We start from the raw sequence: 15,047 nt of genomic DNA, 5'->3' as shown, positions 1-15,047 counted from the left end.
AACGTTACTGCTCTAGAGAGGACTCAGTAGTCTTCTCTTTTTTCTTTTTTAAATTTAAAAGTATACAGCCGATGGTGTAGTTGGCTAGTTGAATAGGATTTCCTAAGTCTAGTTGTAATAGTTGGGTAATCTTACTGATACGGTAGCGGATGGTTTTGGGATGTAGGTATAATTCCTTAGCGGTTGAACCGTAGTTTAAGTGATTGATAATAAAAATATACAAGGTTTCAAATAAATCGGGCTTGTCATTGAATAGTTGAAGCAATTCATCTGGCACCATATTGTTGTAGTTTTCAGGGGGTATGCTGATGAGAAAATTAAAGATCCCTAAGTCTTCTTGATCAATAAAATCTGAAATATAAAAAGAGTCATTAAACTGTTTCATCTTTAAACAGGTCGAAAAGAGTTGGCTAATCTCTAAATAATGACCGGCCTTACTTAGGAAATAATGGACCTTGTCAATTCGTGGAAGCAAAGTCTTGAGAGTCTTCTTCTGAATGCGGTCTGTCTCTTTTTTAATATTGAGGATATAGACTAGGGTATTCTTACTTTCGTAATAGACATTCGATAAACCTATAGTGTCAAATGCTTTTCTGATGGGTCTTAGCTGATGTTTCTCAAATTGATTTGGTAAGGTAATGAGGACGACTTGATAGTAAGGGTGGTCGAATAAAGAAATCTCCTCCAATAGAAGTTTTAAATCGTAGGCATCCTTATTGATGTCAAATAAGATAGCAGAAATTGTCTTGTTGCGATGTAGAAATATTTCATTTTTTCGGTAATATTCAGCGTCTAATTTTTGACTGAGTACTTCTAAAAATTTTTCGATAGCTAGAATCAAAGAATGGTCAATGGATTTGGTTTCGACATGAATTAGAAAACTATATCTGCGTACATCTGTGATGTTTTTGATATCTAGATAATAGAATTCTATTTCTTCCATTTCTTCTGGAGTAGTATAACTTCTGAGGTAGTAGTGATGTTGGGCGTATAAGTTTTGTACTTCAAATTCGACATATTGATAATTTGGTAGGGACGGGAAAGACTCCGATTGGAAGAAAAAGCTAGATTCAGGAATTTTTAGAGAGACGGATAAGCCTGTAAAATCAGTAAAGCGTCTCACCAAGTCCTCATAAGAATAACGGGGATTGACCAGATTGGAAAAAATTTTACTAGCTTCATAATATCTTCTTAATAGAAAAGATTCGTAGTTCAATAACGGTTCGTGAATAGACAAAATGATGGATTCGTAGGTAATAGTAGGAGGAATTTCAATCAATGGAATTTCATGACTATTGCAAAGTTCGATAAAATGACTAGGAACTTCTTGGATAAATCTACGAATTTTTATGATAATACCGCTAATCCCGATAGAGGAAATTTTTTCAAAATATTCTTTAATCTCATCCAAATTTTTATCCTGAAAGGCAACATAAGAAGTCAGTAGAATCTGGTTTCGAACAGCCCATTTCTCTATATCTAAGGCTTCGATGATCATGACAGACTCGATTGGGTTTTCCAAACCGATAGTGCCTGTTAACGTTCGAGAATCTTTAAAAATTTTCTGTTGTAATAAATCTTTAACCAGCATACAAGCTCCTTTTTAGAAAAATGGATAAAAATATCTAAAAAATATAGAAAAATATAGAATGGAAGCGCAAACATAATTGCGGTATAATGATTATAACAAAAAATAAAAAAGGAGTAAAGTTATGCTGATAACTGAAATTTTGGAAAACAACTACCAGGATTCCATTAATTTGATGTTATTAACCCAGAAGGTCAATAGCCTTCCAGAGGTTGTCAAAAGTCAAATCATGATGGGATCAGATGCTAACAAGGATATCTTGGGAAATAGTGGCTTGCTTTCTGAAGAAGCAAAAGCTGCTTCGCCCAATGACTTGGTGATTGTAGTAGAGTCGGAAACGCAGGATGTAAAAGCAGAAGTTTTACAACTCGTAGATGAGTTTTTATCTGATTTATCAGTTAAGACCAACTCCGATAAGCAGGCTAAAACAGTTTCTAGCTTGGCAGAAGCTTTGGAGGTTCTCCCTGATGCTAATTTAGCTTTATTCAGTATTCCTGGTGAATATGGTGCAGTTGAGATGGAAAAAGCTCTTAGAAAGGGGCTCAATGTCTTTTCCTTTACAGACAACATCCCTGTTGAAGATGAAAAGCGTCTCAAAGATTTAGCACATGAGAAGGGGCTCTTGATGATGGGGCCGGATTGTGGTACAGGTATTATTTCAAGCGTACCTCTAGCTTTTACCAATGTTATCAGACCGGGCAATATCGGTATAGTGGGTGCTTCAGGTACTGGTATTCAGGAAGTGACCACCATCATTGATAGACTAGGAGCGGGAGTTGTTCATGCTATTGGAACTGGTGGAAGGGACTTATCTGATAAGGTTGGCGCCATTACTGTCAAAGATGCTATTCTTGCTTTGGATAAACACGAGCCAACAGATGTTATCTGTGTTATCTCAAAACCGGCAGCTAAAGAGGTTCGGGATGAGGTGGTTACTCTGTTACAAAGCGTCTCTAAACCAGTAGTCGCTATTTTCTTAGGAGAGAAGCCTGACTCACATGAAGGAAATGTTTATCTAGCACATACCCTAGAAGAAACAGCGCGCCTAGCTGTCGATCTGGCAAAAGGCGAGCCTATCAAAGGCAATTATCAAATGCCGATTAAACATAGCGTTTCTGAGCAACTACCAGCAGACAAGGTTGTGATTGGGCTATATTCTGGTGGAACCCTTGCTTCTGAGGCGGGTATGCTGATAACAGAGGCTCTGGATTTGGGTGGTTTAACCAAAAAAGAAGGTTATATTTTGCAACATAATGGCTATGATATTATCGATTTAGGAGATGATATCTATACCCAGGGTCGCCCACATCCGATGATTGACCCAGAAGTTCGTATCACTAAACTGAAAGAATACGCTGCAAAAGAAAATACAGGTGTAATCCTCTTTGATGTGGTACTAGGCTATGGAGCACATGAAGATATGACAGGTGCTTTGCTTCCAACTATTCAGGAAATCAAGCAGACTTACCCAGATATCAAGTTAGTAGCGACCGTCGTGGGCACAGCTAGCGATCCGCAAAATTATCAGGATGCGGTAAATCGCCTTGCTCAGAGTGGTGTCTTGGTTGAAGAAAGTAATGAAAGAGCTGTCCGTTTGGCTTTGAAGTTTAAAGGGGTTGATGTGCAAGAAGTCAACAAGAAAGTTATCCCTTACACCGGTCGGAAAATGGACCTACCTGCCCCATCTGAAAATGTGATGTCTTTATTGACAGAGAAACCTCGTGTTATCAACATTGGCTTACAAAGCTTTAATGATTCCATCACAGCTTATGGCGGTCAATCTGTTCAATATAGCTGGCGTCCGATTGCAGGTGGCAATAAGAAAATGATTAAAATTCTTAATTTCCTTGAAGGTTTTTCTGACGAAATTGATGCAGAAAATGCTGCAGTTGCCCAACGCATGAAACAAGTGCAGCCATTCTTGATAGATGTTGTTAAGGCTAGGGATGTTATTCCAGAATTAAATGATCCAAGTCAAAAAACCTTATTGCATGCAGGGCCACCTATTACCTGGGAAACAATGACAGGACCAATGCAGGGGTCATGCCTAGGTGCGGCACTGTTTGAAAAATGGGCGCAGACCGAAGAAGAAGCGCGTGCCTTATTTGAAGAGGGTCACGTTCGCTTTATCCCATGCCACGATGTCCATGCGGTTGGTCCGATGGGAGGAATCACTTCTGGTGATATGGCTGTACTGGTTGTTGAGAACAAGATAGACGGCGTTCGTGCTTACTGTACGATGAACGAGGGAATCGGTAAGGTTCTTCGCTTCGGTGCCTACTCAGAAGAAGTCGTGCAACGTCTAGAATGGATGCGGGATGTATTGGGACCAACTATTGCCAAAGCTCTAAAACTTTCAGAAGATGGCATCAATCTCAATGTTTTGATTGCCAAGGCTATTACGATGGGGGATGAATTCCATCAACGCAATATCGCTGCGTCTCTAAACTTTGTAAAAGAGATCGTTCCGTTGATTACCAAGTTAGACCTAGATAAGGATGTGAAATACGATGTCATCAAGTTCTTGTCTGATACAGATCAATTCTTCCTCAATATCATGATGGCAACTGGAAAGGTAATTGTTGACTCTGCTCGCAAGGATGCAAAAGGTACAATCGTAACAACCATGACTCGTAATGGTGTAGATTTTGGTATCCGTATTGCTGAAACAAATGATGATTGGTATACAGCTCCGGTCAATACACCAAAAGGTCTGTACTTTACAGGATTTAGTGAAGAAGATGGAAATCCAGATATTGGAGATAGTGCGATTACAGAAACAGTGGGAGTTGGCGCTATGGCTATGATTGCCGCTCCTGGTGTAACACGTTTTGTTGGTGCAGGTGGCTTCCAGGATGCCATCGAGACATCAGAGGAGATGGCTCGAATTTGTATTACTCGCAATTCAAACTGGTCTATTCCAAACTGGAATTTTGAAGGAAGTGTTCTAGGGATTGATATTCGTAAGATTGTTGAAACTGGTATCACGCCGATTATCAATACGGGTATCGCTCATAAGAAAGCAGGGCTAGGACAGGTCGGAGCAGGAACAGTGCGTGCGCCTCTCGGTTGTTTTGAAAAAGCCCTCGAAGCCTATGCAGTAAGCAAGGGATTTACAAATGATTAAGCTATCTATCTGTGGAATCAGTGATCTGGTATACCCTTATTGTAAATATGGGTATACTGGTCGCGTCCACAGTATCTTCCATCATTCTTTCAATATAATAGTTGGACAACATCTCATCCATGTTTCTGGAGAAAGGGAATTTTTATCCAGCTTTGGGATTCAGTTGGAGTCTCAAGATTTTCAAAAGTTGCAAGGGCTTCAAATAGATGATTTAGTTACACTGAAGAAGGATAAGATCATCATCTATAGCCAAACAGATACGTATATCTTATCAGGACCAGAAAATGTTGTTCAAAATATGATGGTATTTAGGGTGGAGTTTAGTCAAGATGAAATAGAAGAAGTCTTGGGATTAGTAGAAACTCAACTCTCTTTCAATAAAATAGGTATAGAGGCATCATCAGATTTTCAGCAGATTCAAGAGATGATGCAATCAGGTCATTTGTCTCTTAGCGCTATCGAAACAATTATCCAATTTTTGATTGGACGTGGTTTAGGATTGACGCCAAGTGGCGATGACCTCCTACTAGGATATTTTTGGGGAATGCGGGTTCTATCAGACTACCTTATACAAAAAGAAGTCGAGATCTACTTATCTCAGAATCTGACCAAAACAACCGTCATTAGCCGAGAATATTTAGATGCCTTTTTAAAAGGAGTTGTATCATCACCCATTTATCGTCTCAATAAAAGTTTAGAAAGGAGAGATAGTTATTCTGCAAACAAGGCCATCCAAAGAATAGCAACCATTGGACATACTTCTGGTTATGATTTCTTATTTGGCTTATTCCTATCGTTGAAATGTATTCAAAAAATGAAGATGCGAGGAACGCTCTATGAAACAGAAAAAAGTTGAAATAGTTAATAAGAATTATTGGATTCGTCTAGTTTTTCTTTTCTTCCTAGGTTGGATTTTGATGTATGCGACACGTACCATTTTTAATCCAATTATGGGAAATGTGGGGAAAGAATTTGATTTGACAAATACCGATTTAGGTCTTGCAAATAGTATATTCTTTCTCACCTATGCCGTAGCTCAAATTCCCTTTGGTATCTTAGGGGATAAGTACGGTCGTAAACTGGTGATTACAGTTGGATTTCTAGGTTTAGCTCTTGCTACTTTCCTAAGTGGCTTGGCTCAAACATTTGCTATCTTCTTGTGGATTCGTGCTTTTGCAGGGATTGCACAAGGTGCTTATTATGGTCCTCAATATGCCATGTCCAGTGAAGCTATTCCAAAAGAAAAAGTAACCTTCGGTAATGCTTTAATCAACAGTGGAATGGCTTTTGGGACATCTGGTGGCTTCCTGCTTTCTAGCTCCATTGTATTGGCTGGTGGTGCACATTGGAGTCAACCCTTCTTTCTCATGGCGTTACCGACTGCCATAGTGGGTGTCTTATTCTACACTTTGCTGAAAGAACGAGTGGCTTACGCAAGTAGCAAGGAAGAAAATACTGAAACCAATGTTGAACCAGAAGAAAAAGTCTCGTTAAAAGATATCTTTACAAATAAAAATCTAGTAGCTGTCTTCTTAGTTTGTTTTGTTAGTATCTATGCTAACTTCGTTATTATTACTTGGTTACCGTCTTTCTTGATACAAGAGCGTGGCTTTGTTGGAGGTAGTGTTGGGTTTATCGCTTCTCTGGTTCCATGGGCTTCTATTCCAGGTGCCTTGTTCTTTGCTCGCATGAAAGATAAGATTGGCAGCACTAAGAAAATGATGATGTTGTTGATACCGCTGGCATTGTTATCTGTTTTCTTAATGGCTTATGTAACAGATAAGACTTTGTTGATTGCAGTTTTAATCCTTTATGGACTAACTGGTAAATTGGCGCTGGATCCAATCTTGATTTCCTATGTTAATGCTTTTGCACCAAAGGGTAGTTTATCAACAACATTGAGTGCTTATAATTTCATCGGCATGTCAGGATCGATATTGGCTCCTTATGTAACTGGTTATCTAGCTGATACGGTAGGATCCATGCAGATTGGTTTTTACGTGGCAGCTGTCTTACTGGGTATGGGATTATTGCTCTTCTTGTTTGTTGCGAAGGATACTCAAAAGGCGAAAACACTCTAGAGAAAGGCTAGGACTTGGAGATGGATGATAAACATTTTATTAGGAAAATCTTGATTGCTATTGCGTTGGGTGTCTTAGCTGGATTTCTTTTTAAAGATTATGTAGCCGTACTAGATGTGGTGGGAAAAGTGTTTTTGAGTACTATGCAGATGGTTATCCCGCTCCTAGTATTGGGACAGGTTATCCAGGCTCTGGGCTCACTTGAAAAGAAGGACTTGTCTGCTTTAGGTATTCGTACCATAGTGATTTTTGGTGTTTCCTCTCTTCTAGCAGCTTACTGGGGTATTTTGTTTACACTGATGATGCAACCAGGAAAAAGTGTTACGATTCCGCAAGCTGGTTTAGAGACCGTTGAGGAGCAGAGTATCAATTTATCAGAAACGATTATTTCTTTCTTTCCTCAAAATATCATGGATTCTCTCTCTAGAGGCTCTATCATTCAGATAATCATTTTTGCCATTTTTATGGGAGTGGCAGTTAATATATATGCCTCTCAAAAAAAAGATAATCTCTTTTTACCGCTTTTACTTGAATTTAATGCCATTATCATGCAGATTATTCGTTTGGTGATGAAGTTTGCACCTCTTGGAATTTTTTCCATGATAGCTGTCTCAGTTGGCAACTTGGGCTTGGATATCTTACTTCCCATGGTTCAATACTTGTTGGTATTTGGTCTAGCCACCCTCACCTTCTTACTGCTTTGGGTTTTGGTAATCGCCTTGTATAGCAAAAAATCATTTAGAAGTATTGTTGTTGGGATGAAATCAACCTCTCTCATGGCTCTCGCAACGACTTCTTCAGCAGTTACCTTGCCCTTGGCTATGGAGGATGCTCATTCTAAGTTAGGCATCAGCAAGCGAGTGGTTGATCTCGTATTGCCAATGGGGGTTTCGCTCAATAGTAATGGTTCTGCAATGCATATGGCTATCACAGTAGTCACCATTGCGCAACTCTATGACATTCACTTAGATGGCATCACGCTTTTGTATATCGGTGTATTAGCAACGTTTATTTCACTAGCTAATGCTGTTGTTCCAGGTGCAGGATTGGTGTCCTTGGCGATTATTGTTCCACAACTTGGGCTTCCGATTGAAAGTATAGCCTTGTTTGCGGGCGTCGAATGGTTTGTAGGAATGCTCAGAACTATTACAAATGTCAATTCAGATGTTTTCTCTGCTGTGATAGTAGACAAGATGTCAAATATCCGTCCTCAGTAAGATGAGAACGGATTTTAAAGGGAGGGTATATGAAAAAAATATTAAACAACATAGTTGGTCTGGTCTTTCTCTCTGCCAGTTTATTCCCTATAGGAGTTAGCGCTCAGGATATCTCAGAGGTTCCTACTCCAGAAGGGTATATGAAGTTTGTAGTGATTATCCCCATTCTCCTCATCCTATTCTTACTTTTTAAGAAAGTAGATATGTTGGTTGCGGGCTTTATTGGTGGTGCTTTGGCCATGGTTATCGGTGGTATCTCGATTGGGAAAGCCAATGAGTTGCTGATGACATCTATACCGGCAATGCTTGGGATTACAGGTCCTATCATCAATTCAGCCATCGCGACTGCAGTTTTCAAATCAGGTGGTTATTCGTCAGCTTTGGCCTTGGTTCGTAGGGGAATAAAGGGTAAGGTAGAATACTTTGCTGCCTTTATTGTGCTGCTGATGGCTGGAGCGACGTATATGTCAGGTATCGGTGGAGGTACCGCCATGGTTTTGGCTCCGCTAGCGTTTGCAGCAGTAGGAGCTGTTCCTGAAATCATTGCAGCGATGTGCTTAGCAGCTGCAGTATCTTTTACTACCTCACCAGCTTCCCTCGAATCCAGTATCGTTTCCCAACTCACCTCACAACCAGTAGGGGACTATGTCGAAACCATGCGACTCTATTGGTTGCTATTTACCATTATTGCGATTATCATTGCCTTTGTTGGTGCAAGACGCAATAAAACTATTTTTCAAGGGGAAGAATCCGAAGAAATTGCGGCTCTTTCAACAAAGGAATTATGGATTCGGACGATTCCAGCTATTTTCCTACTCTTTGCAGTGATTGCAGGCCCCACTATTAATTCATGGTTAGGATTCCCTATTTTAGGGACATTCATGTATTTAATTATTACCATTTTACTGATCTTCCTCTGTACAAAATTTACGCTAAAAGAATCTTCAACTGCCTTGGTAGACGGCTCACAATATATATTGACACGTCTATTTCAGGTTGGGATTTTTATCACCTTTATCAATATTATTACCCAAACAGGTGCTTTTGGAGTTATCGTGGAAGCTGCTAAAATTGCACCAAATAGCCTGATTGTCCCTGCTTTAATATTGGCTGGATTTGCAATAGGGGTCCCAGCTGGTGCATACGTGGCCACTATATTAGCCTTGGTTATCCCGATTGGGGTCAGTTTGAACTTACCTCTCCTTGCGATAGGTTTCATCACCATGGCCGTAGGCTTGGGCAGTCAAATGAGTTTTGTTAATATTACAATGCAAGCTCAGGCATCAGGATTTCATATTGATATTCTCGATGTTGTAAAAGGCAATACAAAATGGATTTTAGGAGCATTGACTCTCTTAATCATCCTGTCGCTGATTGTCCTGTAGAAAAATAAAAGGAGATGTTGCTAGTATGGTTCGTCAATTAATACGCAATGTTATCTTAGATGAGACAAATGAGCGCTATCATCTTATCATCAAAGATGGAATCTTTGAAGCGATTGAAAAAGCAGATGATATGGAAGTTGATGCGGAGAATTTTGATTTCGTGTTCGATGGAAAGGGTAGGGTTGCTGTACCTGGTTTTGTAGAAAGTCATATTCACCTTGATAAGGCTTTAATAGCCGATCGCCTACCAAATCGTTCAGGGACTTTGCAAGAAGCCTTGTCTGTTACTGCCCAGTTGAAGTCTACTTTTACCAAAGAAGATATTGAGGAGCGAGCAGAGAAGGCCCTGCAACTATTAATCAAACATGGCACAACTCACGTTCGAACACATGCAGAATTCGATCCAGTCGGCGGTTTTCATGGTTTTGAAGTCATCATGGACTTAAAGGAAAAATACAAAGACCACATTGAAATGCAAGTCGTTGCATTTCCACAAGAAGGAATTTTGAAATCTCCTGGCACAGAGGACTTAATGCGTCGTGCTATGGAGATGGGTGCAGATGTAGTTGGTGGCATTCCCTACAATGATAGTGATATTGAGAAGCACTTGGAGATTGTCTTTGGTCTAGCAAAAGAATTTGGTAAGCCGATTGATTTGCACCAAGACTTCTTTGATAGTTCAGAAAAGCAAACCATCGAACTGGTTGCAAGAAAGACTATTGAGCATGGTTTTACTGGCCGAATGGGAGTCGGACATCTCACTAGTTTAGGAGATTGCTCTGGACAGAAGTTAGAAGAAATTATTGCTCTAATGTCTGGAGCAGGCATTAGTGTCATGAGCCTTCCTATGACAGATCTGCATTTAGGAGGACGCTCTGATGAGAAAAATGTGAGACGCGCTGTGACGCCAATCCGTAAATTGCGTGATGGAGGTGTCAATGTCGTTCTTGCTTCCAATAATATTCGAAATCCCTTTACTCCTTATGGAAATGGTGACTTGCTACAAGTCGCTATGCTAGCTATTCCAGTAGCTCATTTAGGTGGAGCGGATGATTTACCAACTGTCCTTCCAATGATTACCCATAAGGCTGCAGAGGCGATAGGAATCACCAACTACGGCTTTACCGTTGGCAATCCTGGAACAGTAGTTGTCCTCGATACGAAGAGATACCAAGATGCCATTATCGATATACCAAAGCGCCTATTGTCTATTTTCAAAGGAAACATCATCTTAGAAAATAAGGATCAAGTTTATTTAAATCTTCCTTAACGATAATGGCAAAAATATAATGGATGTATGACTGTTTGGACGATAAGTTTTTCCTAATTCTTGAATAAGACATAAGCGGAAAGGAATAGTGTATGAGTCAAGAAGAAATGTTATTAGTCACGATACAGGCCGAAGAACTACATGAATTGATTAAGAAAAAATTAGTTTCGGCTGGTCTAGAAGCTTCGCAAGCGGATGAAGTAGCCAATCACTTGGTTTATGCCGATTTGTCTGGTATTCATTCCCATGGTGCTGTCCGTGTAGAATACTATGCAGAGAGAATTAGCAAGGGAGGTGTCACTCTTCATCCTAAGATGCATTTTGAGCAGACTGGAGAGAGTACGGGTATCTTCCACGGTGATAATGGGATTGGTCAGTATGTCGTCAATGAAGCCCTAGAACCTATAATTGACATGGCCAAAAAATCTGGATTGGCAGTTGTAGGTATTTCAAAAATGAGTCATAGTGGCACCATGGCTTACTATCTCGAAAAAGTTGCCCGAGCAGGATTAGTTGGCATCTCTATGTGCCAATCCGACCCGATGGTCGTTCCATTTGGTGGACGAGAAAATTACTTCGGAACAAATCCAATTGGATTTGCAGCGCCACGTTCTGGTCACGAACCGATTGTCTTTGATATGGCAACAACCATTCAAGCCTGGGGTAAAATTTTGGATGCTCGCTCAAGAAATCAAGATATTCCTCCTACTTGGGCGGTTGATAAAGATGGTCTTCCGACCACTAATCCTCATGAAGTACAGGGGCTATTACCCATTGCAGGACCCAAGGGCTATGGTCTGATGATGATAGTCGATATTTTGGCAGGTAGTCTCCTTGGCCTACCTTTTGGTAAACACGTGACTTCCATGTATGCAGACCTGACCAGTCCACGAAACCTAGGTCAACTCTTTATCATCATTGATCCAAGCCGCTTTACAAATGCAGATGAGTTTTCAGAGCAGATAAATCGAATGGTAGAAGAGCTACATTCCATCGAACCTGCCGAAGGTTTTGAATCTGTCTTATATCCAGGCGAACGAAATAAACTCGTCTATTTGAAAAATCAAGAAAATGGTATTCCGATACCGAAATCAATTATTGACTATCTCAAATCGAATCAGGTACACAATGATCAATTTGGAGGAAAGGGTGCTTTTGCCTGATAGTAGAAAAAAGAGGAGGAGTGTATGCCACATAAAATTCTCGTTGCATTGGGTGGAAATGCTATTTTAACGGATGACCCGACAGCCCAAGGCCAGATTTCTGTTTTGGAAGCAACAGCAAACCAATTAGCAAAATTTGTTGAAGCGGGCTATCAATTGATTGTTACCCATGGTAATGGACCACAGGTTGGTAATCTTTTACTTCAACAGGCTGCGGGGCATTCTCAAAAAAATCCAGCACTTCCTCTTGACACCTGTGTCGCCATGACACAAGGTAGCATTGGCTACTGGTTGCAGAATCGTTTAAAAGAAGCACTGACAAAGAAAGGAATCCAACAGCCAGTTGTCAGTATTATTACACAGGTTGAGGTATCTCAAACTGATCCATCTTTTTCCAAACCTAGTAAACCAATTGGCCCCTTTTTTAGCAAGGAAGATGCAGAACAAATGGCTAAAGAAACAGGTGATACCTTTTTAGAAGATGCTGGTCGTGGTTACCGAAAGGTTGTTCCATCACCAAAACCAGTTTCTATTGTCGAATTTCCTATTATCCGCAATTTGGTAGAAGATGGAGTAATCACTATTGCTTCAGGTGGTGGGGGTATCCCTGTCATTCAAAACAATGGTACGACTTCTGGTGTCGAGGCAGTCATAGACAAGGATTTTTCCTCGGCAAAGTTGGCAGCGATGTTAGAAGTTGAACAGTTCATTATTTTGACTGGGGTAGACAATGTCTATGTTCACTACAATCAACCCAACCAAGAGAAACTAGAACAAGTCACAGTGAGTCAATTAGAACACTATATTCATGAAAATCAATTTGCTGCTGGTTCTATGCTTCCAAAGGTTGAAGCAGCTATTGATTATTTGAGACATTACCCAACAGGGAAAGCCATTATCACTTCATTGAACAATATTGAAAACTATCTGAATGGTGGAACAGCTACCATCATATCAGCTGATGAAGCGTCGAAAGGAGAAAGCTATGACGAAAATTCCAAATAAAGTCAACAATCGCTATTGTTCTTTCTATTACAAGGATGATCCAATCGATTATCAAATGGTGCTCGATAAGAGTAGAACAGCTCTTATGCTGATTGACTTGCAAAATCATTTTGTTTATGCACCTGAGGATGAAAGTCCAACCCATCAAAAAGACTGGCAGCCTTACTATGACCGTGTTCAACAAGTAGTGGTTCCTAATAGCCAACGCTTGCTAGAAAAATTTCGACAAGAATCTATGTACGTTGTGCATGTGATTATCCAATCCCATCTATCATCCGGTAAGGACCGCTCTCAGTCTCATCTGAGAGGACAGTTTAATGATATTCATCTGCTGAAAGACGGGCAAGGAACGATGATTATTCACGAATTGACTCCTGTAAAAGATGAAATTATTGTTACTAAAACAACTCACTCAGCACTAACTGGAAGCAATGTTCGTTTGATTCTAAATAATCTACAAATTACGGATGTAGTGGTAGGTGGCCTATTAACAGATCAATGTGTATCCAGCACAGTTCGTTCTCTCTCAGATGAAAATTATAAAGTATGGGTAGTAGAAGATGCTTGTATGGCAGGAAATTTAGAGCTCCATGAGCATGCCCTTGAAATCATGAACAATACTTATTGTAATGTTGTGAATACAGATGAAGTTTTATCTGTTTTATAGAGCAGAAAACCTCGTTTCATTTGAAACGAGGTTTTTGTCATTATTATTTCGCACCGACAATGCCGATGATGACATCAACAGCTTTCTCCATGGTCTGGAGACTAACAAATTCAAAGCGGCCATGCATATTCTCTCCGCCAGCAAAGAGGTTTGGCGTAGGAATTCCCATGAAGGAAATCTTGGAACCATCAGTTCCACCACGAATCGGTTCAATAATGGGCTGGATATCCAAGTCTTCCATGACTTTTTTGGCAATTTCGATAGGAGTCATATCCTTCTCAATTACTTTTTTCATATTGTAATATTGGTCATGAAGATGAACGATGATGCGCGGTGTATCGAAGGCAGCATTCATCTGGTCAGCAACGTCCAACAACAGCTGCTTACGAGCTTGGAAATCTTCCTCTTCAAAATCACGCACAATATAGCTGCTTTGCGCCTGATCGACACTGCCAGATAAGTCCATCAGATGGAAGAACCCTTGATAGCCTTCTGTTTTTTCAGGGCGATCAGCTTCTGGAAGTGCATTGTGAAAATCAATCGCTAATTGGAAGGCATTGATCATCTGGTCTTTGGCTGAGCCAGGGTGGACATTACGTCCTAGAAAATCAATTTTAGCCCCAGCCGCGCTGAACGTCTCATATTGGAGTTCGCCGAGCGGACCACCATCAACAGTATAGGCAAAGTCAACATCAAAATCTTCAACATCAAACTTATCTGCACCGATACCGATTTCCTCATCTGGACCAAAACCAACACGAATTTCACAGTGCTTGATTTCTGGATGTTGGACCAAATATTCGATAGCTGTCATGATTTCAGCGATACCTGACTTGTCATCTGCTCCTAAGAGAGTTGTTCCGTCTGTAGTAATCAGAGTTTGTCCGTGATAGTTATTTAACTGAGGGAAATCCTTTGGATCTAGAGAAAAGCCTGAAGTGCCCAGTTGGATAGGTTGACCATCGTAGTGTTCGATAATCTGCGGACTAACTCCATCAGCATTAAAATCAGCTGTGTCCATATGGGAAATAAAGCCGATTTTACGCGTTAAACTAGGGTCGTTAGCAGGCAAGGTTCCGATGGCAAAGCCATTTGGCAGATAATGCACATCCTGCAAACCAATTCGCTTCATTTCTGGCAACAAAATATTTTGAGCAAACTCAACTTGGTTTTGAGTGCTAGGTGTAGTAGTTGACCGTTCATCTGAACGGGTATTTTCTTTGACATAAACCAAGAAACGGTCTAATAGTGTAGGGTATTTCATCCTATCTCCTTACTTTTTTATAATCTATTTGTAGATGATGGTAGCGATGCTGTCCTCCTTGCAATAAGTGCAATATGCCAGGTTAGAGTTTTGGTATTGGTAGGACTATTCTACTTCCTATTACAGAGCATCCTACCATCTTTCATAAGGCTGGCAACAGTATTACAAGAACTTTCACATAGCTAGGCTATGACTAGAGAAGCCTAGCCTTAGTATATCACATTTTTAGGAATGCTTACAGCCTATCTCCAACTTTTTACGACAGCCTCTTTTTTTGGTA

General features: G+C 40.3%; 11 protein-coding genes. 9 read left to right on the top strand and 2 right to left on the bottom strand.

From position 1 onward, the window contains the following. Positions 1-4: 4 nt before the first annotated feature. Positions 5-1,591: a PucR family transcriptional regulator gene (locus tag F602_RS0108045; protein ID WP_018167461.1), complete on the bottom strand. Its 1,587-nt coding sequence runs from the start codon at positions 1,589-1,591 to the stop codon at positions 5-7. Positions 1,592-1,712: 121 nt separating this feature from the next. Between F602_RS0108045 and F602_RS10780 the strand changes: the two genes are divergently transcribed. The 9 genes from F602_RS10780 to F602_RS0107995 all read left to right on the top strand — a co-directional run bounded on the left by F602_RS10780 (position 1,713) and on the right by F602_RS0107995 (position 13,503). Beyond that, the gene (locus tag F602_RS10780) at positions 1,713-4,715 is read left to right on the top strand and encodes a bifunctional FdrA/YlbE family protein (RefSeq protein ID WP_018167460.1); all 3,003 of its coding nucleotides are present in this window, start codon (positions 1,713-1,715) and stop codon (positions 4,713-4,715) included. Then, positions 4,708-5,571: an oxamate carbamoyltransferase subunit AllH family protein gene (locus F602_RS0108030; RefSeq protein WP_018167459.1), complete on the top strand. Its 864-nt coding sequence runs from the start codon at positions 4,708-4,710 to the stop codon at positions 5,569-5,571. The genes F602_RS10780 and F602_RS0108030 overlap by 8 nt, the downstream gene beginning before the upstream one ends. Beyond that, entirely contained in the window at positions 5,552-6,796 is a 1,245-nt protein-coding gene (locus F602_RS0108025) for an MFS transporter (protein WP_018167458.1), read from the top strand. Before F602_RS0108030 ends, F602_RS0108025 begins: the two co-directional genes overlap by 20 nt. A 20-nt stretch (positions 6,797-6,816) precedes the next feature. Further along, positions 6,817-8,013 carry a dicarboxylate/amino acid:cation symporter gene (locus F602_RS0108020; RefSeq protein WP_018167457.1) on the top strand — a complete coding sequence of 399 codons (1,197 nt, stop codon included), beginning with the start codon at positions 6,817-6,819 and terminating at the stop codon, positions 8,011-8,013. A 29-nt stretch (positions 8,014-8,042) separates the two neighbouring features. Then, positions 8,043-9,398, top strand: coding sequence for a hypothetical protein (locus F602_RS0108015; protein ID WP_018167456.1), 1,356 nt, complete (start codon positions 8,043-8,045; stop codon positions 9,396-9,398). A 25-nt stretch (positions 9,399-9,423) separates the two neighbouring features. After that, positions 9,424-10,668: an amidohydrolase family protein gene (locus F602_RS0108010; protein ID WP_018167455.1), complete on the top strand. Its 1,245-nt coding sequence runs from the start codon at positions 9,424-9,426 to the stop codon at positions 10,666-10,668. Between the two features lie 92 nt (positions 10,669-10,760). After that, entirely contained in the window at positions 10,761-11,831 is a 1,071-nt protein-coding gene (allD, locus tag F602_RS0108005) for an ureidoglycolate dehydrogenase (RefSeq protein WP_018167454.1), read from the top strand. 24 nt (positions 11,832-11,855) lie between these two features. Continuing rightward, positions 11,856-12,836, top strand: a complete 981-nt coding sequence (gene arcC, locus F602_RS0108000; protein ID WP_018167453.1) for a carbamate kinase — start codon at positions 11,856-11,858, stop codon at positions 12,834-12,836. Beyond that, positions 12,817-13,503, top strand: coding sequence for a cysteine hydrolase family protein (locus tag F602_RS0107995; RefSeq protein WP_018167452.1), 687 nt, complete (start codon positions 12,817-12,819; stop codon positions 13,501-13,503). The genes arcC and F602_RS0107995 overlap by 20 nt, the downstream gene beginning before the upstream one ends. Positions 13,504-13,546: 43 nt before the next feature. Here F602_RS0107995 and pepT read toward each other — a convergent pair whose 3' ends face one another. After that, positions 13,547-14,767, bottom strand: coding sequence for a peptidase T (gene pepT, locus F602_RS0107990; protein ID WP_018167451.1), 1,221 nt, complete (start codon positions 14,765-14,767; stop codon positions 13,547-13,549). Between the last annotated feature and the right edge of the window lie 280 nt (positions 14,768-15,047).

The sequence above is a fragment of the Streptococcus minor DSM 17118 genome (genome assembly GCF_000377005.1).
GTDB classification, from domain to species: Bacteria; Bacillota; Bacilli; order Lactobacillales; family Streptococcaceae; genus Streptococcus; species Streptococcus minor.
The sequence above is the reverse complement of the archived record's forward strand: the minus strand, read 5'-3'. Positions and strand labels throughout refer to the sequence as shown.